Here is a 21065-nt window from a genome sequence, read left to right as displayed (position 1 = left end):
CATTTATTGTCAACATTAAAAACATTGAAATTTCAACATTTTTCTATGCGAGAAAACGATGTATTACATGATAACGTTTACTTTAGGAAGGTTTTTCTTTAAGAATAATATTTTTATTATAGATTTCAAGTATTAAAAACCACCTATTGATGTTAAACTTGTTTAACCTTAATAGGTAAATATAAAAAACCCTTTAACTTTTTGTAGAAATATTGAAAATTATATTTTTTGAAAATGTTTACAAAAATAAATATTATGAAATTGAGTTAGTTTTTTATAATTTTATTAATTTTTTCTTTAATATTAGGCTGTTTTATATTAGATAATAAATATATTTCTCTTTTTTTAAAATCTCCCTAGATATTTTTATGGAATTTAAGCTCTATTTTCTACATAATCCTTTTACATTGTTAATTTTCTTTAAATAACTACAATCTAAAAATATAATTATTTGTACTTATTATAGTTTGGTTTATTTGTTTTTATTTGAACTTATAAGTAAAGAAATTATTAAACCTAGAGCTGCTCCCACTATTAAACCTAGAGAAGAACCTAATAACATTTTATCAAACATTGTCCCAATTGACATTCCTAATGCAAGACCAAGGCCACCGCCTAAAACAATTGCCAACCCTAAGTATTCATTATCTTTATTTTTCATCAAAATCCCCTTGCTTAAGAAAAAATGTTTTTATAACTTTTCATTAAACAATCCTACTCTTTTTCAACCTCTCTTTTAAAAGTGGACATTATACTTTTAGTTGAACCATATCCTTGGGTTATAGCACCATAGCTACTAATTCCCAACCTTCTAAACCTAATTCATTTAGTTCTTCGGATAAATAATAATCGTCAACTTTACTACCAAAAAACCCTTCTACTTCTGTATTAATAATCTTATATTCAAATTTCTTCATATGACATTCTCCTTTAATTTTTTCTAATTTACTATTAATAAAAAATCTATAACTAATATTATAAATATAGTAACAAAGTAATTATTGTAGCTCTATTTCATTATATATAAATATTTTTTTATATCAAATTTAAAATAATTTTTTGTTTTAAAATTTAAAACTGAAATATTCCTCCTATAATATTCAAAGTATTATTTACTGTCTTTTCGCTAGGAGTATGCTGGAGAAGATTTTCATTTTCCTTCACCAACACCATAAATTATAGAACCCTATAAAATATATAATGTAGAATTGCTTCATGGTTATTTCACAAAATAAAAAAGCCTATAAGCTAGTATATCACTAACTTCTAGGCTTTTAAGCTATTATTTTAATTCTATTGTAGCTCCAACTTCTTCTAGTTTAGCTTTCATTTCTTCAGCTTCTGCTTTAGCTACACCTTCTTTAATTGCTTTAGGTGCACCATCAACTAATGCTTTAGCGTCTTTTAATCCTAAACCAGTTATATCTTTAACTACTTTTATAACTTTGATTTTTTCAGCTCCTGCTGATTCTAATACTACATCAAATTCAGATTTTTCTTCTGCTGCTGCTTCTCCACCTGCTGCAACTGGTCCACCCATTACTACTGGTGCTGATGCTGATACTCCGAATTTTTCTTCTGCTGCTTTTACTAATTCATTTAATTCAAGAACACTCATGTTCTCAATAGCTTCTAATATTTGTTCTACTGACATTTCTAAACCTCCGTTTAATTTATATGTTTTATCTTTTTTTAATTATGCTTCAACCGCTTCTTCTGCTGGTGATTCTTCTTCTTTTTTCTTAGCTATTGCATCTACTAAGTATACGAAATTAGATACTGGAGCCTTGAAGCTTCCAAGTAATTTAGCTAACAATACTTCTCTTGCTGGTATAGATGCTAAATCTTTTACTCCTGCTAGATCTAAAAATTCGCCTTCTAAGTAACCTGCTTTAATTTCTAGATTTTCATGTTCTTTTGCAAAATCATTTGCAATTCTAGCACCTGCTATTGGATCTTCTTTACTAAATGCTACTGCATTAGGTCCTTCTAATAATTCAAGAATATCTTCATAACCTAGTTCTTTAAAAGCAAAGTTCATCATAGTGTTTTTATAAACTTTATACACTACATCTTCTTTTCTAAATCTGTCTCTAAGATCTGTTAATTCTTCTACATTTAATCCTCTGTAATCAACTAAAACAATTGACTTTGAAGATTCAATATTTTCTTTAATTTCATTAACTACTGATTGTTTTTTCTCTAAAACATAATCCTTCACTATACTTTCACCTCCACTACGGCTACACATAAAAAAATCTTTCTACCAACAGGCAGAAAGATATTGTATTTATCTTATCCACCTCGGTAGGATATTTAAATCTTTCGATACCTACGGTCTTTGGTAGCCAACTATTTAATTAACATAATAAGTATAACAGAATCTGAAATTCTGTCAACTATTTTTTTATTCTTCTGAAGCTTCTTCCTCTTCTTCTCCAACTGTTGGAACATCTGCAGCGTCAACTTCTTCTATTTCTTCTTCAATAACTTCTTCTCTAGGTTCTGATAATGTTGCTATTGCTTCTTCTAGATCAACTAATACTTCAACTTTTTCATTGCTAGATACATCTAGGTCTTTAACTAATAAAGTATCTCCAATTTGCATGTTTTCTACATTTACAATTGCTTCACTTGGTAGATCAGCTGGTAAACATTCAACTTCTATTTCATTTACTAATTGCATTAATACTGATGGTTGAACTCTTATTGAATCCCTTCCTTCTAATACAACTGGAATAACAACTCTCATCTTTTCAGTCATATCTACTCCAACAAAGTCCACATGAATGTATTGATTTTTAAATGGATGTTTTTGAACTTCCTTAATTAATGCTGGTTTAGTTACTCCATCTATTTCCAAATCAATTATATTACTTGTACCAGCTCCTAAATATATTTTATCAAATTCTTTTGCATCTAGTACTATTGGTAAACTTTCTTTACCTTTTGCATAAATAACGCTAGGTATTAATTTTTCAACTCTTAATTTATCTACTTTATTTTTACCTATACCTTCTCTTATTTTAGCTTCTAATTTAAATTCTGACATAATTACCTCCTGATTTATAAAGTCTTAATAAACTTATTATGCATTTATAAATAATAACACAATTATGCCAGGAATGCCAAATATTCCTGAAATAATTGCATTAATAGGTGTTATGGCTAAATTTAAACCTATAATTCCACCTATAGCATTAAATATAAAAAGACTCACTACTCCAATTATACCATTTATTATTATTTTCCCAAAAAACTTTATAGAAGTTTTTATTATTTTAAAAAATACAAATATAAGTCCAATTATAATACAAATCTCTATAATATTATCCATTACATTTTCTCCTTTATTTTCCCTCTCAATATGATACTATCACAAATTCAAAGCTTGAATATATACAAAAAATCAACAGTTTTCACTGTTGATTTTTATGGCTAATTATTATTTTCATTCTCTTTTGAATTATTAGAATTATTGTTGTTTGAATTGTTATTGTTTGAATTATCGGAATTGTTATTTAAATTATCCTTTGAAGAGTTCTCCTTGTTGTTAGTATCTTCATTTTCTTTATTTTCATTGTTGATACTATCCTCTTCTTCATTGGCTACATTTTTAACTAATCCTAAATACTCCTCTAGGGTTTGGTTATTAGCATACATTTCCTTTGCTACCTTAGTTCCAACAAATCTCAAATGCCAAGGTTCTGCTTTTCTACCAGTTATTTCTTCTTTTCCTTCAGGATATCTAATTATAAAACCATATTTATGAGCATTTTCTTTTATCCATTTATATTCAGTAGATTCTACAAAATTCTTACTGTATTTAGCCTCATAGTCTCCATATACATCGAAAGCTAAGCCAGTTTGATGCTCACTTGCACCTGCTGGTACTGGTGAACCATCACTTAAATATTCACCATATTCACTAATTCCTTCACTATTGTAGGAATTATTCTTTTGTAATTCATAGCTTCTATAATCACTTGCAACTTTAATACTAACGCCATCGGTTTTAGCTGCTTTAACCATTATATCGTAACTTGTGCTAGCTTCTGCATTTTTCCCAGCTTCGTATTCTTCCGGTAATCTATAGTCGTTATTTACTATTAATATACCATCTATTACCTTAAACTCATTTTCTTTGCTAATTTCAGCAATATCTACTGTATGAACATAGCCTTCTATTCCTTTATATTTAATTTTCGTAAATTCATCAACTGTTCCAAATTTTTCTAAATATTCTCCAGCTTGAATTTCTTTTAATTCAGTGGAGGAATCTTTACTTTCTTCAAAACATTTAGTTGCTTTTGTAGTTACTACAAAACCTTTTAACATTTCAGTATCAACATCTTTAACCTTTGTCTTTTCTGAAGTGTCTGTTGCTACAACTGGATTGGTCTTTGCATTTTTATTATCTAAAAGCGTTTTAATAGTAAAGGCTAGAAGCACTACTATTATTACTCCAACAAAAACCGAAATCATTAATCTTTTTTTTCTCTTTTGCTCTCTTTCCCTTCGAGCTTTCATTTCAACTCTTCTACGCTCTTTTTCAATAGCCTGAGCATCCATTTTTATTGTATGGTCTCTAAAGTTTTCCCTAGTTTGGTTGTTTTTAGTATTTCTACGAACCTGTTGATTAACGTTTTGTCTATTGTTTTTTTCAGATTTTTCAGACATTACCCTTCTTCGAGCTTCTTCATCTCGTGTAGAATTTCTGTTTTTTAAACCCTCAACACCTTCATCAAGGAAACTATATTTTTTATTAATATCACTAAAACTCTTTCTCTTTTTATCTGACATATTTTTCTCCCCTTAAAACTGTGGAATATATTTTTTTTAATTCTAAAATCGAAGCCTTTTCAGAAAAATTTTCATTTGCATATTCACTAATAATTTTTTTATTAAACTTATGTCTATTATTATACATTAATTCAAGTTTATTTGCTAAATCATTTATATCCTTTACATTTGCTATAGCCCCATTAAATTCCTCTATAAAGTGTTCACTTCCACCATTTCTCGTTGTTATAACTGGAAGACCGCATATCATCGCCTCTATATAGGCCTTGCCATAGGTTTCTGAATGGGATGCTAGTACAAAAAGATCCCCTTTATTGTATTCTTCAGCAATTTCTTCTAATCTTCTATGTCCCTTTAAATAAACTTTCTGCTCTAAATTTTCTTCTTGAATTATTTTTTCCAATTCCCTTCTGTCATCGCCTTCTCCAAAAATTAATAATTCACTACTTTTGTTTTTAAAAACTTTACCATATGCCCTAATTAATTCCCTGTGACCTTTTTCCAATTTTAAATTACCAGTAGATATAATTCTATATATGTTTTCGTTAAAATTATAATTTTTAAGTTTAAAGACATCGGTATTGGCTACAGTTGGAGTACAAATAGGTTTAATTCCAAAATTCCTATATAATCTTTCCTGAAAAAAGGGACTGCCTACTAATAGCTCATCACAATTATTATATACATATTTTGCTACTTCTAGTTTATCTTTTCTAATATTACTTAAATCCTCTTTATTTATAGAAGATGAATGTTCGGAAACAATTATTGGAATATTAATACTTTTATCCTTTATTGTTTTTATAAAGGAATAGGAAGGTTCTGTAAAATGCGAATGAATTATTTCTGTGTTTTTTTCCTTATTTAAAATATAATTAATTCTTCTCTTTAAGAAAAAAGCTCCTATATTACATAGAAGTTTTTGATTTATATTCCCTAATGGTATATTTATTGCATATGTTTTTATTCCATCAACTATCTTTTCCTCATAACCCCATTTTCTTTTCCTTCTAAAAGATCTAAGGTCTAAGGCAACAACATATACATCTTCACCATACTTTTTCAAAGCCTTTGCATAAGCATATTGATGAATTCCATTCATAGGATATTCTTTTGTCGGATAACCTTGAGAAGCTATCATAACTTTCATATTTATCTATTCCTTAATATTATTATAAATTTCTATATATTCTTTAGATATATCCTTCCAGTTAAATTTTTTAGCAGACTTTGAAGCATTAATAGACATGTTGTTATAGTCTTTTAATATGTCTTTTATTCTATCAACTATACCATCTGCATCTTTGTACCAGACATGATATCCAACATGTCCTTCTGGAAATTGCCCATCAAATCCTTGACCTTTTGTGTATACTACTGGCAATCCCTGACTCATAGCCTCAACATATACTAAACCAAAGGTTTCTTTTTTAGATGGCATTACAAAAATATCATTTTTGTTTAAGGCCTCTCTAACTCCATATTTATCAGTTTCAGAAATATGGCTAATAAATTTATTATTTTCAACTATTCTTTTAAAAATAGAATTCTTCAATCTGCCAACTAATGTTAAATTAACATTATATCCTTCTTTTATTAATTTTTTACAAGCTTTAATAGTAGTTATAACATTTTTATTTAAATCATCTACTCTACCAACGTAAATTAAATTAACATCATTTATACTATTTTTTTCTCTTATTTGTCCATTATCTAAATAATACTGATCTATTCCGTTTGGTAAAATAATGGATTTTTCCAATATTTTTTCCCTATCTTCAACCTTTACATATTTGTTTACCGTTAAGTCCCTATAGGTTGGGGATAAAAAAATAACCTTCTCTGCTTCATTTAAAATTTTTCTTGCTGTATTCCTTACAAAGGGATATAGTCTTAAAAATGTAAATAAATCCGTATTTCTAACTGCTACTATATATGGAATACCATAATCCTCTTTAATTTTCATAGAAATATATCCATTTGATACTAGGGAATGAGCATGAGTCATATAATATTTATTAAAGTCTATTTTATTTTGTATATCCTTATAGACTTTATTATGTTTTATATGAAACACTGCCCTATCCCATGGATGAAATGATTGAGAAACAATTAAATTATCCGGTATTTCTCTTTCTATTACAGTTTTTCTGGAACAAAAATATAAAATATCGTAATCTATTTTTTTGTAATCAAATTGATCAAATAAACTTTGATAAAGAGTTGAACCCATATAATAGGAACAAACTTCTAATACACTATTTCTCATTATTTTCCTCTATTAAATATCTGGCGTAAAATTTGGAACAATATATTTTAAATCATTTACTAACTCTATCTTATTATTATTGTGAATATCTTTTTCTAATTTTTCTAATCCCTTATTTAAAACTTCAACATCATGTTTATAAGGTTTTTCTATAAATATCTTTTCAAACTCTGTTTTACATGAGTTTTCTTTGTTTAAAAGCAATTCCTCATATAGTTTTTCACCAGGTCTAAGTCCAGTAAATTCTATTTTAATATCTTCATAAGGTACAAAACCAGATAACTCTATTAATTTTTCTGCTAAATCCAATATTTTTACAGGTTCTCCCATATCTAGAATAAATATTTCCCCACCTTTGGCAATAGCCCCTGCTTGCATAACTAATTGACAAGCCTCAGGTATAGTCATAAAATACCTAATTATATCTGGATGGGTAACTGTAACAGGTCCACCTTCTTTAATTTGATTTTTAAATAAAGGTATTACTGAACCATTTGAGCCTAGTACATTACCAAATCTTACTGCTACAAAGTCAGTTTCAGATTTTTCATTCATTGTTTGAACCATTATTTCACAAATACGTTTTGTACATCCCATAATAGAAGTAGGATTTACTGCCTTGTCTGTAGAAATATTTACAAATTTTTCTACTCCAAATTTGTCAGAACATTTTAAAAGATTTAATGTTCCAAAAATATTATTTTTAATTGCCGATACTGGTGAATCCTCCATTAAAGGAACATGTTTATGGGCTGCTGCATGAAAGACAACCTTTGGCTTATATTTATTAAATATATATTCCATTCTTTCTATTTCTCTAATATTGTCTATTAATACTTCTATTTGAGGTTTATCGTAAGCTCTTTTTATTTCATTTTGAATATCATATATATTATTTTCATAAATATCTACCATTACAAGTTTTTCTGGATTATATTTAATTATTTGTCTACATAGTTCTGAACCAATAGAACCTCCAGCACCAGTAACTAATATAACTTTATTTTCAATAAATTCCGATAATGAATCGGTATCAAGTTTAATTTCATCTCTTCCTAATAAATCTTCTATTTCTACTTCCCTTATAAGATTTAAATCGAAATTATCCTCTTCTATTACCTTATAATAGCCTGGTATAATCTTCGTTTTAACTTTTGTTTTATTAGCTATTTCCAGTATTTCTTTTTGTTGTACTTCCGGTATAGATGGCATAGCTACTATTATTTCATCTATTTTATAATCCCTTACAACTTTTGGAATGTCATGTCTTGTACCAACAACTGGAATACCTTTTATTATCTTATTCTTTTTTTCTGGATCATCATCTATAAACGCTACTGGAACAGAAGCTATTTCATGATGTTTTCTTAGTTCCATAAGAGCTAAAACCCCTGCTTCTCCTGCTCCTACTATTAAGGTTCTCTTTATTTGAGATGGAGATTTTTTACCTTTATTTGAAGCTTTACGCACCAGTACATCTCTAGCTCTTGAAAATAGTCTAACTCCGGAAATTAACACCGTTTCGAATAAAAGTGCCATAACATATATAGATCTTGGAATTTCCCTATCTATAAGTGTTATAAAAACTATTGCTGTTACAACAGTAGCAAAAATAACCGCTCCTATTACTTTTAAAAACTCTTCAATACTAGCATATCGCCACATGGTCTTATAAAGACCAAAAATATAGAATATTACTATCTGTAACAATGTTATATACAAAGCATATTTAAAATAACTATTTAAATATATATCTGGTGTTTTTCCATCAAAACGTAATATAAGTCCCAGTAAATAACTGAAATTTATTAATATAATATCTAATAATATTAATCCTAATGTTCTTAAATATCTCATAATTTACACTTCTTTTTCTTTTATAATTTTTTTATATATTTCATCAACATAGTTGAAATTATCTACAATATTAAACTTCTCTAATACATATTCCCTTGCTTTTTTTCCCATATTTTCCTGTAGCTCTTTATTATAATATAACTTTTCCAAAGCTTCGGCTATTTGTTCGGCATTTTTCGGTTCAACTACTAAACTGGTTTCTCCTGGTTTAGTCGCTTCTGGTAACCCTCCTACATTCGATACTATTGTAGGAATACCACAAGCTTGAGCCTCAACTGCAGCAACTCCAAAACTCTCCTGAGTAGAAGGAAAAACCGCAACATCCATTTTATTAAATGCCTCTACAACTTCTTCTTGATTTAAAAAGCCTAAAAATTCTACCTGATTTTCCAAATCCAATTCTTTAGTTAACCTCTTAAGATTTTCTTCTTCCTTACCTTTGCCACCTAATATTAGTTTAATATTTTCATTTTTAACCCTATCAACAAAAATTTTAAAACCCTTAATTAAATAATCTAAAGAATATTTTTCATAAAACGATTTTACTGTACCTACAGTAAAATCATCGTATCTGTTAACTTTTTTAGGAGCATAAGCATTAACATCTACCCCAAAATAAGTAACGAGTATATTCTTATTTGTGTATTTTAAAACCTCTTTTTTCATATCCTTTGAAGTGGACATAATATAATCTGCTGATTTTATATTATTCTTTAACATAAACTTATGTATAGCAGACCGGTTGGGAAAATCATAAACATCTGACCCCCAAAAAGACAAGATATATGGATGAATATTTAACATAGACGCTAATATCCCATAGCTTGTTGCATAATGTGCATGTATTATATCTGGATTTTCTTCCTTTATAATCTTTCTTACTTTTCCAATTTTTGTTGTATAGTTAAATAATTTACTAATATCACTTTTTAATATTAAATCTTTCATTCCGAAGGAATAGACTTTGCAACCCTCAATAACAGCATCCCCTAAAGAAATTACTATGATTTCATAGCCTTTACTTAAAAAGAAATCACACCATTTACGAGTATGGGCACTAGTTGCATCGGCAAGATAGCATATTTTCATATCTTTCTCCTATTTTCTAATCTATATATGATTATAACATACATAATTCTATGAAAAAATAGAAAAAGCTCTGTTACGCAACAGAGCTTCATTTACTAATCGGCGCTATATGGTAGCAATGCTACTTGTCTAGCTTTTTTTATTTCTTCAGTTACTGCTCTTTGATGCTTAGCACAACAACCAGTTACTCTTCGAGGAAGTATTTTTCCTCTTTCGCTAACAAATTTTTTTAAATTATTAACGTCTTTGTAATCTATGGTTTTGTTTTTATCAGCACAAAAAGCACAAACTTTTTTTCTAGGTCTATATCTTCTTTGCACTTAAAATCCTCCTATATTAAAACGGTATATCCTCATCATTTAATGGGAAGGCATCGTCACCTAACCCAAAATTATCATCACTAATATCTTGATTAAATCCTGCATTTTGATTATAGTTATTAACTTGATTAAATCCTGTATTCATACCTTGTCCTGCAGAAGGACTACTTCCAATAAATTCTACTCTTTCTGCAACAACGTCTGTTCTATAAACTCTATTGCCATCTTGACCTTCATAAGAACTTGTTTGTATTCTTCCTTGAATAGCAACTTGTCTTCCCTTGGACAAATAATTAGCAACTAGTTCTGCAGTTTTGCCCCAAGCTATACAACCAATAAAATCTGCTGTAGGTTGTCCTTTTTGTTCCATTTCCATTTTTTTGTCTCTAGATAAACCTCTATCAACTGCTAATGTAAATCTGCACATAGCTATTCCAGTTCCTGCAGTATATCTTAATTCAGGATCTCTTGTAAGTCTACCAATCAATATAACGTTATTCAAGTTAATACCTCCTATTATGCATCTTTTCTAACAAACATATAACGAATGATTGCATCAGATATTCTACTTCTTCTTTCTATCTCTGTAATCAACTCAGGATTAGCTTCAAATTCTACAATATAATAATATCCCTCTTTAATGTAGTTGATTTCATAAGCTAATTTTCTCTTACCCCAGTCTGAAATTTCAGAGATTTTACCGTTTGATTCTATAGTTTCTTTTATACGATCAAATGCTTGATTTCTAGCTTCATCTTCCAAATCTGGTTTAAATACTAAAACACCTTCGTATTTTCTCATTAAATACACCTCCTTCTGGTCTCTGGCTACTTTATGTAGCAAGGATTACCTAAGTATATTACCATATAAGAAATAATTTTACAAATAATTTTTTTATAATTGTCTATTCTTAATAATTAATGATATACTAAAAAATATACTATATGGAGGTATTTCATGAAACATAATTATATTCCAGAAATAACATCTAACCTTAGAACTCGTTCAGTTAAAGTTCCTAATGTCATTAGAAAATGTAGTGGTATTATCATCTTAAATAAAAGAATAAAATCCTTAATATTTTCTACAGATGTTGCTGTAATACAAAATAGTAATCCAGATGCCGTTATGGCAGTTTATCCCTTTACACCAACATTAACAATTACCCAAGCCTTACTTTCATCTTCTTTCACCCCTCTATTTGTAGGAGTAGGAGGAGGTTTAACTTCAGGTGAAAGGTCTTTAACTTTAGCCCTTCAAGCTGAATTACTTGGTGCCTATGGTGTTGTTGTAAACGCACCTATGCAAAATGAGACATTAGCTTTAATAGCTGAATCTTTAGATATTCCAATAGTAGCTACTATTGTTTCAGAAAACGATGACTTTGAAGGAAAGGCTAAGGCAGGAGCAAATATTTTTAATATTTCCGGTGGTAAAAACACAATAAATATAGTTAGAAAAGCCCGAAATATTTTTGGACCTGAATTTCCAATAATTGCTACTGGTGGAAAAACCGATGAACAAATTGAAGCCACAATAGATGCTGGTGCTAATGCTATTACATATACACCTCCATCTAGTGCAGAAATTTTTGCAGATGTTATGAAAAAATATAGGGAAGATAAAAAATAAACCCATCTTTATAAACTTAAAGAGCGTCTAAGATTATATCCTATAACCTTAGACGCTCTATTTATGGTCTTAATCAAAAGCATTTATTTTTGATTTATCTAAAAAATATTCTGGATATTTTTCAGAAAATAATCTATTCATTTTTTCTTTGTTAACATAAAAATAATCTACAGGATTTCCATTTGCATTATATTCCCTACCTGTTGTTCCTTCTAAGGTCATTGTTGTCATTTTAGATGAATCAAATTTTACTATCTGTAGTAAAATATCTCCAAAATTTCCTAGACTTAAGTTATGTTCTACATTATCTTTAAAAACCTTAAAAAGTTTTGGTATTTTAGGTAAATTAGATATTTTAGTAACTTCTTTTGCTAATTGTTTCAAAAAGTACTGTTGGTTTTCCATTCTTTCAAAATCAGATCCATTTTTTAAAACCTCCCTTGCCCTTAAAAAATACAAGGATTGTTTTTCATCTAGTACTGATTTCCCCTTAGGAATATAAACTCCTATTTCTGGTGCCTCTATAACCTGTGGAGAATCAACCTCAACTCCTCCTATTACTTCAACAAGCCTTAAGACTGCATTGTAATCTACACTCATAAAATAATCTATATCTAATCCTGTTAACTGTCTTACTGCTTTTAAAGCCCCAACTTTTCCATCATAAGCATGGGCTGCATTTATTTTTACATTACTTCCATTATAATTAACCTTTGTGTCCCTAGGAATTGATATTAAATCAATAGTTCCTTCATCAAAATTAACATTTACTAATATCATCGTATCTGTTCTTACATGTTCATCTTGTTGCTCTTCACTTACATCAGGGTTTTTATCTACTCCTAATAACAAAAACATCAGTTCATTATCAACTACTGGCTCTATTTCGTTTCCTTTTCCTAATTCCTCACCAGATATATCTACAGTAGTTGCTACTTGTAAATCTAAAACTTCCTTTATTATGTAAAACGCAGCTCCAAAAATAAGTAAACATGCGATAAATATTATAATTGATCTTTTCTTCATGATTCCTCCAATATGGTTTTTAAGATTCTTAAATATTATATCACTAGAAAAAAAAATAGCAAAAAGAATTTTTTTCAAAAAGCTAGTAATTTAAAGATTTATGATTTTTACAAATTCTACAATAATTCTACAATTAGGAAATAAAAAAAATAAACCCATGTTTAAGGGTTTATTAATTCTTTTAAATAGCCTGTAACTCTATACTCAACAGTTCTTAATTCTGAAATATTCTTCTTGCCTAGTAGGACCATTAATATTTTAGTCTTTTTTATTAGGGAGTCAACATAATCTTTAGCTGCATCGAATCCTCCATGCATTAAATAAAGTAAAATTTCTCCACTAATTGCTGTTAAATTTCCTCCTATAATTAAAGATTTTATAATATCTTGTGAGGTTTTTATTCCACCACTACTTACTAAAAATATATCGTCGGAAATATCTCTACACTCAATTAAGGCCTTAGCTGTTGGAATCCCCCATTCATATAAATCTGAATAATCCGAACTAAAATTTCTAATATCCTCTATTTCTATAAAATTAGTTCCACCTGCTCCTGCTACATCTATATATTTAACTCCAATATCCTTTAATTCCATAGCTACCTTTTTAGATATACCAAATCCTACTTCTTTAACTATAATTGGTTTATCATATACTTCTAAAAATTTAGAGATATTTTCTTTAATTCCTTTAAAGTTCCTGTCTCCTTCTTCCATAAATAACTCTTGAGCAACATTTAAATGAACCTGCATAGCATCTGCATTAATCATTTTACTAACTTCTAGAAAATTTTCTATAGGGGCGTTTGCAGATACATTCCCTATAACTATATTATCCATACCTATAATATCCCTAACTATTTCAAAAGAACTTCTACATTCCTCTTTTTCAATAGCAATAGTTTGAGAGCCAACTGCCATAGGAATATTAAATATTTTTGCAAGTCTTGCTAAATCCTCATTAATATCAGCTAATTCTTCCCCGCCACCTGTAATTGCATTAATCATAAGGGGAAAGCTAATATCTTTACCTAGAAATTTCATGCTTGTATCAATATCATCTAAATCCACTTCTGGTAGTGCATTATTTTCAATGTATATATCATCAAATAATGTTTCACCTTTATAATCGGATTTTAGATAATTTTCTATATGTTCTTTTTTCCTATCTAAACGCATTTAACCACCTAATTATAATTATAATTTTGTCTTCTTTCTATTGTACTCTCTGTATTATTAGATTTATATTTATCAACTTCTGATTTATCTAAAAAATATTCTGGGTATTTTCCTGAAAATAATTTATTCATTTTCTTCTCATCAACATAAAAATAAGATACCCTTCCTCCATTAGCATTGTTTTCATAGCCATCAGTACCTTCTAGTGTTTGAGTTGTCATTTTTGAAGCATCGAATTTAGCTGCCTGTAGTGCAATATTTCCTAAACTTCCCAATTCTATATTTGTTGTAACATTATCCTTATATACTTCTAATAATTCCGGTATTTTTAAAAGGTTAGAGGGTTTAGTTACTTCTTTTACAAGTTGTTTTAAAAAATATTGTTGATTTTTCATACGTTCAAGGTCCGATCCGTTTTTCAAAACTTGTCTAGCTCTAAGAAAATACAAAGACTGATTTTCATCTAAAACAGATTTCCCTTTTGGTATGTAAACGTTAATTTCTGGAGCACTAATTTCCTGTGGCGAATCGACTTCTACTCCACCAATTACCTCTACAAGTCTTAAAACAGCATCATAATCTACACTCATATAATAATCTATATCAAGTCCTGTTAACTTTCTAACGCTTCTTAAGGTTCCCTCAATACCGCCATATGAGTGAGCTTCTCCTAATTTTATCGTACTTCCTTTGTAGGTGATTTTTGTATCTCGTGGTAAGGAAATAAGGTCTATTGTACCTTTGTCAAAATTCACATTTGTAAGTATCATGGTGTCAGTTCTTACTCTTACATCCTGTGCTTCACCAACTTCATCAATGTTTTTATCTACACCTACTAATAAAAACATTAGCTCCCCATCTAGAACTGACTCTATTTTATTTCCTTCTCCTAATACCTCTCCATCTATATTAATAGTAGATTTGGCTTTTAAATCTAAAACTTCATCTATTACATACCATGTACCACCAAAAATCAGTAGAGACACAAAAAAAATCACTATCGACCTAATTTTCATTTTTCCTCCAAGGGTGTATAAATAATTAATAAATATTATATCATGAAATATATAATATCAAAATTTCAATATAAAAATAATAGGAAAATCACATTATTTGTAATTTTCCTATTATAAATATTTTTAGTTAACTAGTTGTTGCTCTTTTAGAATTTCCTTAGCTTGAGAAAGCATTAATTTAACTCTATTAACTTGATTTACCTCACTAGCACCTGGGTCATAGTCAATAGGTATAATATTTGCTTGAGGATATAGTTGTCTTATTTTTTTAATAACACCTTTACCTGTAATATGATTTGGCAAACAACCAAAAGGTTGAATACACACTATATTATTGGCTCCATCTTCAATTAATTCTATCATCTCTGCAGTTAACAGCCAGCCTTCTCCATACTGATTGCCAAGGGAAACTACTTTCTCAGCATTTTTTTCTAAATCAGTTATAAATAAAGGAGCACTATATTTAGATTTTTTTAATTCCTCTCTTACAAAATTCCTATAATATTCTATGAATTTCACCCCTGCACCTGACACAATACTACCTATTTTCCCCTTAGAAAGTAAGGTGTTCTTATGATGTGCATTTCTTAAACAATACATAAGAAAGTCCATAAGGTCCGGTAAAACTACTTCTGTACCTTCTGACTCCAATATTTTCTGTAAATTATTATTTGCTTCAGGTAAATATTTAACTAAAATTTCTCCAACAATTCCAACCTTTGGAATGACTTTATTTTCCACTTCAATGTTTGAAAAATCGGAAATAATCTGTTTAACATTGTTTTTAAATACTGAAATCTTATTAGTTTGAATGTCTTTTCTACATTTTTCAATCCAATATTTTTTTAAATTATCAGTTTCATTTTTATTAACTTCATAAGGTCTTGTTGCATTTGATACCCTCATTATTAAATCGCCATATAGTACAGCTATTATTAATTTATGTCCTAGAGTTAAAGTAATGTTAAAACCAGGGTTAGTTTCTATGCCCTGTGCCGATAAAGCTATAACAGGAATATTTGGGTAACCTGCTTCTGCTAATGCTTTTCTAATAAATCCTACATAGTTTGAAGCTCTACAAGCCCCTCCTGTTTGAGTCATTAAAAGTGAAATGTTATCATTGTCGTACCTTCCAGACTCAACTGCCTCCATCATTTGTCCTACGACTGTAATTGACGGATAACAGGAATCATTGTTTACATATTTTAAACCCTCATCTATAACCTTGGAGTCTACAGTTTTTAAAAACTCAAATTTATATCCTTCAGCTTCTAAGGCAGCCTGCATTATTTCAAAATGATCTGGAGCCATTTGTGGTGCTAGAATAGTATGTTTCTTCTTCATTTCCTTTGTAAAAGAAACCTTCTTTGGCACTTGGATGTTTTTAGGTTTTACAAACTTTCTATCTTTTAAAGCTTGAGTTAAAGACCTTAATCTAATTTTAATAGCTCCTAAATTAGAAACTTCATCTATTTTTATTACAGTATATATTTTTCCATAGGATTTTAGAATTTCATTTACTTGGTCTGTTGTTACTGCATCTATTCCACAACCAAAGGAATTTAATTGTACTAACTCTAAATCTTCCCTTTCTCCAACAACTTTTGCTGCCCTATAAAGTCTAGAATGGTATACCCATTGGTCTAAAACCCTTAATTCTCCGTCTATATCATCATCGTAAGTAAGAATACTATCTTCTGACAAAACTCCCCATCCTAATGATAATATCAATTCAGGAATTCCATGATTTATACCTGGATCAATATGGTATGGTCTACCAGCAAGAACTATTGCCTTTAAGTTGTTTTCCTTTAAATACTCCTGAGTTCTTCTACCTTCTTCTTTAACGTCCATTCTAAATTTTTCAAGCTCATCCCAAGCCTTATCTACAGCATTACTTATATTTTTAGCTTCTAGATTTTCATCTTCTAGTTCCTCTATTAATCTTTTAGCCAATCTTTTTTTGTCTTGTAAAGATAAAAATGGATTTTTAAATTTTATATTTTTATTTACTAGATTTTCTAAATTATTTTTTATTACTTCAGGATAACCAGTTACTACCGGACAGTTAATATTATTATCTACATTTTTATATTCCTGTTTTTCGTAGAAAATTGAAGGGTAAAAAATCAAATCTACATCTTTTTCTATTAACTCTTCAATATGACCATGTACCATTTTAGCCGGATAACAAGCTGTTTCACTTGTAATAGAGTCAATTCCCCTTTCATACATCTCCCTACTGGAAGGTCCTGACAAAATAACTTCATAACCTAGTGATGTAAAAAATGTATGCCAGAAAGGATAATTTTCATACATATTTAGTACTCTCGGAATTCCAACCTTACCTTTAATAGCTTTTTCTTCAGGTAAACTTTCATAATAATTAAATAATCTATTATACTTGTATTCGTAAAGGTTAGGTAATTTATCATTTTCAGAAATTCTAATACCAGCTCCACGTTCACATCTATTACCTGTTATATATTTTTTTCCATTTGAAAAAATATTAATACTTAAGGCACATTGATTACTACAGAGTTTACAATTTGTTTGTTTTTGCGTATAGGAAAAATTATTTATAAATTCCTCATCAGCTAAAGTTGAAACTCCTGTAGATTTTTCCTTGGCTATTAAGGCCATTCCCATTGCTCCCATTAAACCGGCAATATTAGGCCTTGTTGGAACCCTACCTGTAACTTTTTCAAAAGCCCTTAAAATAGCATCACCATAAAATGTTCCACCTTGAACAACAATGTTTTTACCGAGTTTTTTAGGGTCTCTTACTTTTATTACCTTTTGAATGGCATTTTTAATTACTGAATAGCATAGTCCAGCTGCAATATCAGCTACAGTAGCCCCTTCTTTTTGTGCTTGTTTTACCTTGGAGTTCATAAATACAGTACATCTTGAACCAAGATCTACCGGATGTTTAGATTTTAAGGCCTCATTTTGAAATTCCTCAACAGTTAATCCTAAAGATTTTGCAAATGTTTCAATAAATGAGCCACAACCTGATGAACACGCTTCATTTAATTGTATAGAATCTATTATTCCATCAGTAATATGCATTGCTTTCATGTCTTGACCACCAATGTCAAGAATAAAATCAACATCTTTGTCGAAAAATTTTGCTGCTCTATAATGAGCGATGGTTTCCACTTCACCAACATCAACACCAATAGCCGCTTTTATAAAATCCTCCCCATAACCAGTTATACCGGAAGATACAATTCTAGCCTTGCTATTTAATTTTCCATATATATCCTTTAAAACTTCAATTACCAATTCTAAAGGCTTACCTAGGTTGTTAGCATAGTGAGTGTATAAAATATTATTATCCTCATCTATTAAAACAACTTTAGATGTTGTTGAACCTGCATCTATTCCTAAATAACAATTACCTTCATAAGTACTTAAATCAGCATATTTTTCCTTTTCATTTTTATGAATTTCCTTAAAGTCTTTTAATTCTTCTTCGTTTTCAAATAAGGGTTCAAGTATATTTTCAGTGTCTATTTCTACTTCAACCTTTTCATTTATTTTATTTATAATAGCTTTAAATGGAACTGACTCTAACTCCTTTGATGCAATTGCAGCTCCAATAGCTACAAACACTTGAGAGTTTTCTGGAACAATAAAATTATTTTCCTCTTCTCCTAAGGTTTCCTTAAAGCGTTCAGCTAACTCAGACAAGAAATGTAGCGGTCCACCTAGTAAAGCAATGTTACCTCGAATTGGTCTACCACATGCTAAGTTAGATATTGTTTGATTAACTACTGATTGAAATACAGAAACAGCAATATCCTCTTTAGAAGCTCCCTGATTTATTAATGCCTGTATATCGGTTTTTGCAAAAACTCCACATCTAGAGGCAATTGGAAAAACTTTTTTATAGTTTTTTGCCAATTCATTTAAGCCTGCAGCATCTGTTTCAATTAAAGAAGCCATTTGATCAATAAAAGCTCCCGTTCCACCAGCACATATTGAGTTCATTCTTTGTTCAACACTACCGCTAATATAGGTGATTTTACTGTCTTCTCCACCTAATTCAATAGCAACGTCCGTTTCCGGAATTAAGGTTCTAATAGCTGTAGTCCCTGAAACTACTTCCTGAATAAAGTTCATATTCCAGTATTTTTCAACAAACATTCCACCGGAACCAGTTACCATAATAGTTACATCTTCATTTTCAAACTGCTTATATGCATCTGTTAATACATTTTTAACAGTTTCTTCAACATTTGACTTATGTCTTTTGTAAACACTATATTTTAAATTATTATCCTTATCTATAATGACGAGCTTAACAGTAGTTGAGCCCACGTCTAAACCCATATGCAATTCCATTTAACCCCTCCTGTCAACAAGTTAATAATTATAATTTATACCTTGTACAATATTCTTAATTTTTAACTTTTTTTGTATTAATCCAATTACCGACAATTTATCTGCTGACCATTTTGGCAAATACAATTGTGTTTTATCTGCATCTCCTGTTAAACGATGCACTACATAATTCTTTGGTATTAAACTAATTGCCCTACATACCATGTCTGTATATTCATCTTTACTAATAATTTTAAAGTTATTTTCTAAATAATATTTATATAAATCCGAATTTTTTTGAATATATAGACTATGAAATTTAACTCCCCAAAGATTCATCTTAGAAATAAAGTCTACACTATTAACCCAATCCTCTACATTTTCATTGGGTAAACCAAATATTAAATGGCTTACAACCTTTATTCCTGCACTATTTAATCTTCCTACAGCATCTATGAAAACAGAATTATCATACCCTCGTCTTATTAGGTTTGCTGTTTTAGCATTACTTGTTTGAAATCCAAGTTCTACCCACAACTCATATTTTTCATTAATTTCCTTTAATAGATCAATTACTTTATCATCTATACAATCGGGACGAGTCGCTATTGCTAATCCTATTATTGTATCACAATTTAATGCTTCATAATATTTATTTTCTAAATTTTCTATTTTATCGAAGGTATTAGTAAAACTTTGAAAATATGCAATATATTTATTTGCTTTATTTTTATGTTTAAGAAAGTTTTTTTGCCTTACTATTTGTTCTCTTATACTAAGACTAGAATCTTCTCCAAATTCACCAGAACCTAAATCACTACAAAATAAGCAGCCCTTTAAACCATTAATCCTATTAGGGCAAGTAAAACCTCCATTTACAGATAGTTTTAAAATTTTATAACCATATTTTTCCTTAAAATAGTCCGATAGTGTATAGTACCTATTCATTTTTTCTCCATCTAGATAATTTTTGTAGGATATTACAATAAATAGAAAAAATCTTACTTAATTACCCTTGTTTCTCATTCTTAATTTTTTAAAAAAATCCTGTATAATTAACAGACATTCTTCTTCCATTATCCCACCAAGAATTTCTACTTTATGATTTAATTCTTTCCTAGTAGGTAGATTTTCAATAGAACCACAATAGCCCCTTTTGTAATCATAGGCTCCAAAAACAAGTCTGTCTATTCTAGAGTAAACTAAGGCCCCTGAACACATTGCACAAGGTTCCAATGTAACATATAGAGTACAGCCATGAAGTCTCCAACTATTAATTTTCTTAGCAGCGCTTTCAATAGCAATTAACTCTGCATGTTTTAAAGGGTTATTTTTACTTTCTACTAAATTATGCCCCCTACCGATAATTTTATTTTCCTTAACTACTACGCATCCTACAGGGATTTCTTCTTTATTCCTGGCTTTCATCGCTTCTTTTATGGCTTCCCTCATATAGTAGAAATCATCTATTTTTTTATCCATAATTATATAATAACATAAAATTATTAAACTATTCTTAATTATACCCAATAAGTATTATGTTTTA

21 protein-coding genes and 1 other annotated feature are annotated in these 21065 nt (G+C 29.3%); of the genes, 1 reads left to right on the top strand and 20 read right to left on the bottom strand.

Annotated elements, in window-relative coordinates:
* Positions 1–472: 472 nt before the first annotated feature.
* The 14 genes from WAO56_RS07150 to rpsF form a co-directional block, all read right to left on the bottom strand.
* Entirely contained in the window at positions 473–661 is a 189-nt protein-coding gene (locus WAO56_RS07150; RefSeq protein ID WP_422142751.1) for a hypothetical protein, read from the bottom strand.
* A gap of 118 nt (positions 662–779) precedes the next feature.
* Entirely contained in the window at positions 780–917 is a 138-nt protein-coding gene (locus WAO56_RS07145; protein ID WP_422142750.1) for a DUF4177 domain-containing protein, read from the bottom strand.
* A 365-nt stretch (positions 918–1282) separates the two neighbouring features.
* Positions 1283–1654 (bottom strand): 50S ribosomal protein L7/L12, encoded by a 372-nt coding sequence (gene rplL / locus WAO56_RS07140; protein WP_422142749.1) that lies wholly within the window; start codon positions 1652–1654, stop codon positions 1283–1285.
* 42 nt (positions 1655–1696) lie between these two features.
* Positions 1697–2221: a 50S ribosomal protein L10 gene (rplJ, locus tag WAO56_RS07135; RefSeq protein ID WP_422142748.1), complete on the bottom strand. Its 525-nt coding sequence runs from the start codon at positions 2219–2221 to the stop codon at positions 1697–1699.
* A 22-nt stretch (positions 2222–2243) separates the two neighbouring features.
* Positions 2244–2363 (bottom strand) — a sequence feature (ribosomal protein L10 leader region).
* A gap of 44 nt (positions 2364–2407) precedes the next feature.
* The gene (locus WAO56_RS07130; RefSeq protein ID WP_422142747.1) at positions 2408–3052 is read right to left on the bottom strand and encodes a 50S ribosomal protein L25; all 645 of its coding nucleotides are present in this window, start codon (positions 3050–3052) and stop codon (positions 2408–2410) included.
* Between the two features lie 36 nt (positions 3053–3088).
* Positions 3089–3337, bottom strand: a complete 249-nt coding sequence (locus tag WAO56_RS07125) for a pro-sigmaK processing inhibitor BofA family protein (RefSeq protein ID WP_422142746.1) — start codon at positions 3335–3337, stop codon at positions 3089–3091.
* A gap of 101 nt (positions 3338–3438) precedes the next feature.
* Positions 3439–4803 carry a M15 family metallopeptidase gene (locus tag WAO56_RS07120; RefSeq protein WP_422142745.1) on the bottom strand — a complete coding sequence of 455 codons (1365 nt, stop codon included), beginning with the start codon at positions 4801–4803 and terminating at the stop codon, positions 3439–3441.
* Entirely contained in the window at positions 4793–5953 is a 1161-nt protein-coding gene (locus WAO56_RS07115) for a glycosyltransferase (RefSeq protein ID WP_422142744.1), read from the bottom strand. The genes WAO56_RS07120 and WAO56_RS07115 overlap by 11 nt, the downstream gene beginning before the upstream one ends.
* A gap of 6 nt (positions 5954–5959) precedes the next feature.
* Positions 5960–7072 carry a glycosyltransferase family 4 protein gene (locus tag WAO56_RS07110; protein ID WP_422142743.1) on the bottom strand — a complete coding sequence of 371 codons (1113 nt, stop codon included), beginning with the start codon at positions 7070–7072 and terminating at the stop codon, positions 5960–5962.
* Between the two features lie 12 nt (positions 7073–7084).
* Complete coding sequence (locus WAO56_RS07105; protein WP_422142742.1) at positions 7085–8929, bottom strand: polysaccharide biosynthesis protein; 1845 nt, start codon at positions 8927–8929, stop codon at positions 7085–7087.
* 3 nt (positions 8930–8932) lie between these two features.
* The gene (locus tag WAO56_RS07100; protein WP_422142741.1) at positions 8933–10018 is read right to left on the bottom strand and encodes a glycosyltransferase; all 1086 of its coding nucleotides are present in this window, start codon (positions 10016–10018) and stop codon (positions 8933–8935) included.
* Between the two features lie 95 nt (positions 10019–10113).
* On the bottom strand, positions 10114–10338 hold the full coding sequence (rpsR, locus tag WAO56_RS07095) for a 30S ribosomal protein S18 (protein ID WP_422142740.1): 225 nt from the start codon (positions 10336–10338) through the stop codon (positions 10114–10116).
* A 16-nt stretch (positions 10339–10354) separates the two neighbouring features.
* Positions 10355–10840 (bottom strand): single-stranded DNA-binding protein, encoded by a 486-nt coding sequence (locus WAO56_RS07090; RefSeq protein WP_422142739.1) that lies wholly within the window; start codon positions 10838–10840, stop codon positions 10355–10357.
* A 14-nt stretch (positions 10841–10854) separates the two neighbouring features.
* Positions 10855–11139, bottom strand: coding sequence for a 30S ribosomal protein S6 (gene rpsF / locus WAO56_RS07085; protein ID WP_422142738.1), 285 nt, complete (start codon positions 11137–11139; stop codon positions 10855–10857).
* A gap of 156 nt (positions 11140–11295) precedes the next feature.
* Here rpsF and WAO56_RS07080 point away from each other — a divergent pair, with 156 nt between their 5' ends.
* Positions 11296–11970, top strand: a complete 675-nt coding sequence (locus tag WAO56_RS07080) for a hydrolase (RefSeq protein ID WP_422142737.1) — start codon at positions 11296–11298, stop codon at positions 11968–11970.
* A gap of 69 nt (positions 11971–12039) precedes the next feature.
* Here the strand turns inward: WAO56_RS07080 and WAO56_RS07075 are convergent, their stop codons facing one another.
* The 6 genes from WAO56_RS07075 to tadA all read right to left on the bottom strand — a co-directional run bounded on the left by WAO56_RS07075 (position 12040) and on the right by tadA (position 21001).
* Positions 12040–12996: an LCP family protein gene (locus WAO56_RS07075; protein ID WP_422142736.1), complete on the bottom strand. Its 957-nt coding sequence runs from the start codon at positions 12994–12996 to the stop codon at positions 12040–12042.
* A 161-nt stretch (positions 12997–13157) separates the two neighbouring features.
* The gene (gene fni, locus WAO56_RS07070) at positions 13158–14174 is read right to left on the bottom strand and encodes a type 2 isopentenyl-diphosphate Delta-isomerase (RefSeq protein ID WP_422142735.1); all 1017 of its coding nucleotides are present in this window, start codon (positions 14172–14174) and stop codon (positions 13158–13160) included.
* A gap of 8 nt (positions 14175–14182) precedes the next feature.
* Positions 14183–15190 carry an LCP family protein gene (locus WAO56_RS07065; RefSeq protein WP_422142734.1) on the bottom strand — a complete coding sequence of 336 codons (1008 nt, stop codon included), beginning with the start codon at positions 15188–15190 and terminating at the stop codon, positions 14183–14185.
* A 123-nt stretch (positions 15191–15313) separates the two neighbouring features.
* A complete protein-coding gene (locus WAO56_RS07060; RefSeq protein ID WP_422142733.1) occupies positions 15314–19540 on the bottom strand; it encodes an acyl-CoA dehydratase activase-related protein in 4227 nt (1408 codons plus the stop codon).
* Between the two features lie 21 nt (positions 19541–19561).
* The gene (locus WAO56_RS07055) at positions 19562–20467 is read right to left on the bottom strand and encodes a TIGR01212 family radical SAM protein (protein WP_422142732.1); all 906 of its coding nucleotides are present in this window, start codon (positions 20465–20467) and stop codon (positions 19562–19564) included.
* 57 nt (positions 20468–20524) lie between these two features.
* Positions 20525–21001, bottom strand: coding sequence for a tRNA adenosine(34) deaminase TadA (tadA, locus tag WAO56_RS07050; RefSeq protein ID WP_422142731.1), 477 nt, complete (start codon positions 20999–21001; stop codon positions 20525–20527).
* Positions 21002–21065 lie beyond the last annotated feature (64 nt).

Origin of the sequence: Miniphocaeibacter sp. (genome assembly GCF_049276255.1) — a bacterium.
Taxonomy (GTDB): Bacteria; Bacillota; Clostridia; order Tissierellales; family Peptoniphilaceae; genus Miniphocaeibacter.
Note: the sequence above shows the minus strand (reverse complement) of the source record. Positions and strands in the feature narration are given on the sequence as shown.

Bases quoted from the DNA above. Each gene is read 5' to 3' on its own strand.
- WAO56_RS07150 (WP_422142751.1), bottom strand. From the start codon at position 661: ATGAAAAATAAAGATAATGAATACTTAGGGTTGGCAATTGTTTTAGGC.
- WAO56_RS07145 (WP_422142750.1), bottom strand. From the start codon at position 917: ATGAAGAAATTTGAATATAAGATTATTAATACAGAAGTAGAAGGGTTT.
- rplL (WP_422142749.1), bottom strand. From the start codon at position 1,654: ATGTCAGTAGAACAAATATTAGAAGCTATTGAGAACATGAGTGTTCTT.
- WAO56_RS07130 (WP_422142747.1), bottom strand. From the start codon at position 3,052: ATGTCAGAATTTAAATTAGAAGCTAAAATAAGAGAAGGTATAGGTAAA.
- WAO56_RS07125 (WP_422142746.1), bottom strand. From the start codon at position 3,337: ATGGATAATATTATAGAGATTTGTATTATAATTGGACTTATATTTGTA.
- WAO56_RS07120 (WP_422142745.1), bottom strand. From the start codon at position 4,803: ATGTCAGATAAAAAGAGAAAGAGTTTTAGTGATATTAATAAAAAATAT.
- WAO56_RS07115 (WP_422142744.1), bottom strand. From the start codon at position 5,953: ATGAAAGTTATGATAGCTTCTCAAGGTTATCCGACAAAAGAATATCCT.
- WAO56_RS07110 (WP_422142743.1), bottom strand. From the start codon at position 7,072: ATGAGAAATAGTGTATTAGAAGTTTGTTCCTATTATATGGGTTCAACT.
- WAO56_RS07105 (WP_422142742.1), bottom strand. From the start codon at position 8,929: ATGAGATATTTAAGAACATTAGGATTAATATTATTAGATATTATATTA.
- WAO56_RS07100 (WP_422142741.1), bottom strand. From the start codon at position 10,018: ATGAAAATATGCTATCTTGCCGATGCAACTAGTGCCCATACTCGTAAA.
- rpsF (WP_422142738.1), bottom strand. From the start codon at position 11,139: ATGAGAAAATACGAAGGTGTTTTAGTATTTAAACCAGATTTGGAAGAT.
- WAO56_RS07080 (WP_422142737.1), top strand. From the start codon at position 11,296: ATGAAACATAATTATATTCCAGAAATAACATCTAACCTTAGAACTCGT.
- WAO56_RS07075 (WP_422142736.1), bottom strand. From the start codon at position 12,996: ATGAAGAAAAGATCAATTATAATATTTATCGCATGTTTACTTATTTTT.
- fni (WP_422142735.1), bottom strand. From the start codon at position 14,174: ATGCGTTTAGATAGGAAAAAAGAACATATAGAAAATTATCTAAAATCC.
- WAO56_RS07065 (WP_422142734.1), bottom strand. From the start codon at position 15,190: ATGAAAATTAGGTCGATAGTGATTTTTTTTGTGTCTCTACTGATTTTT.
- WAO56_RS07060 (WP_422142733.1), bottom strand. From the start codon at position 19,540: ATGGAATTGCATATGGGTTTAGACGTGGGCTCAACTACTGTTAAGCTC.
- WAO56_RS07055 (WP_422142732.1), bottom strand. From the start codon at position 20,467: ATGAATAGGTACTATACACTATCGGACTATTTTAAGGAAAAATATGGT.
- tadA (WP_422142731.1), bottom strand. From the start codon at position 21,001: ATGGATAAAAAAATAGATGATTTCTACTATATGAGGGAAGCCATAAAA.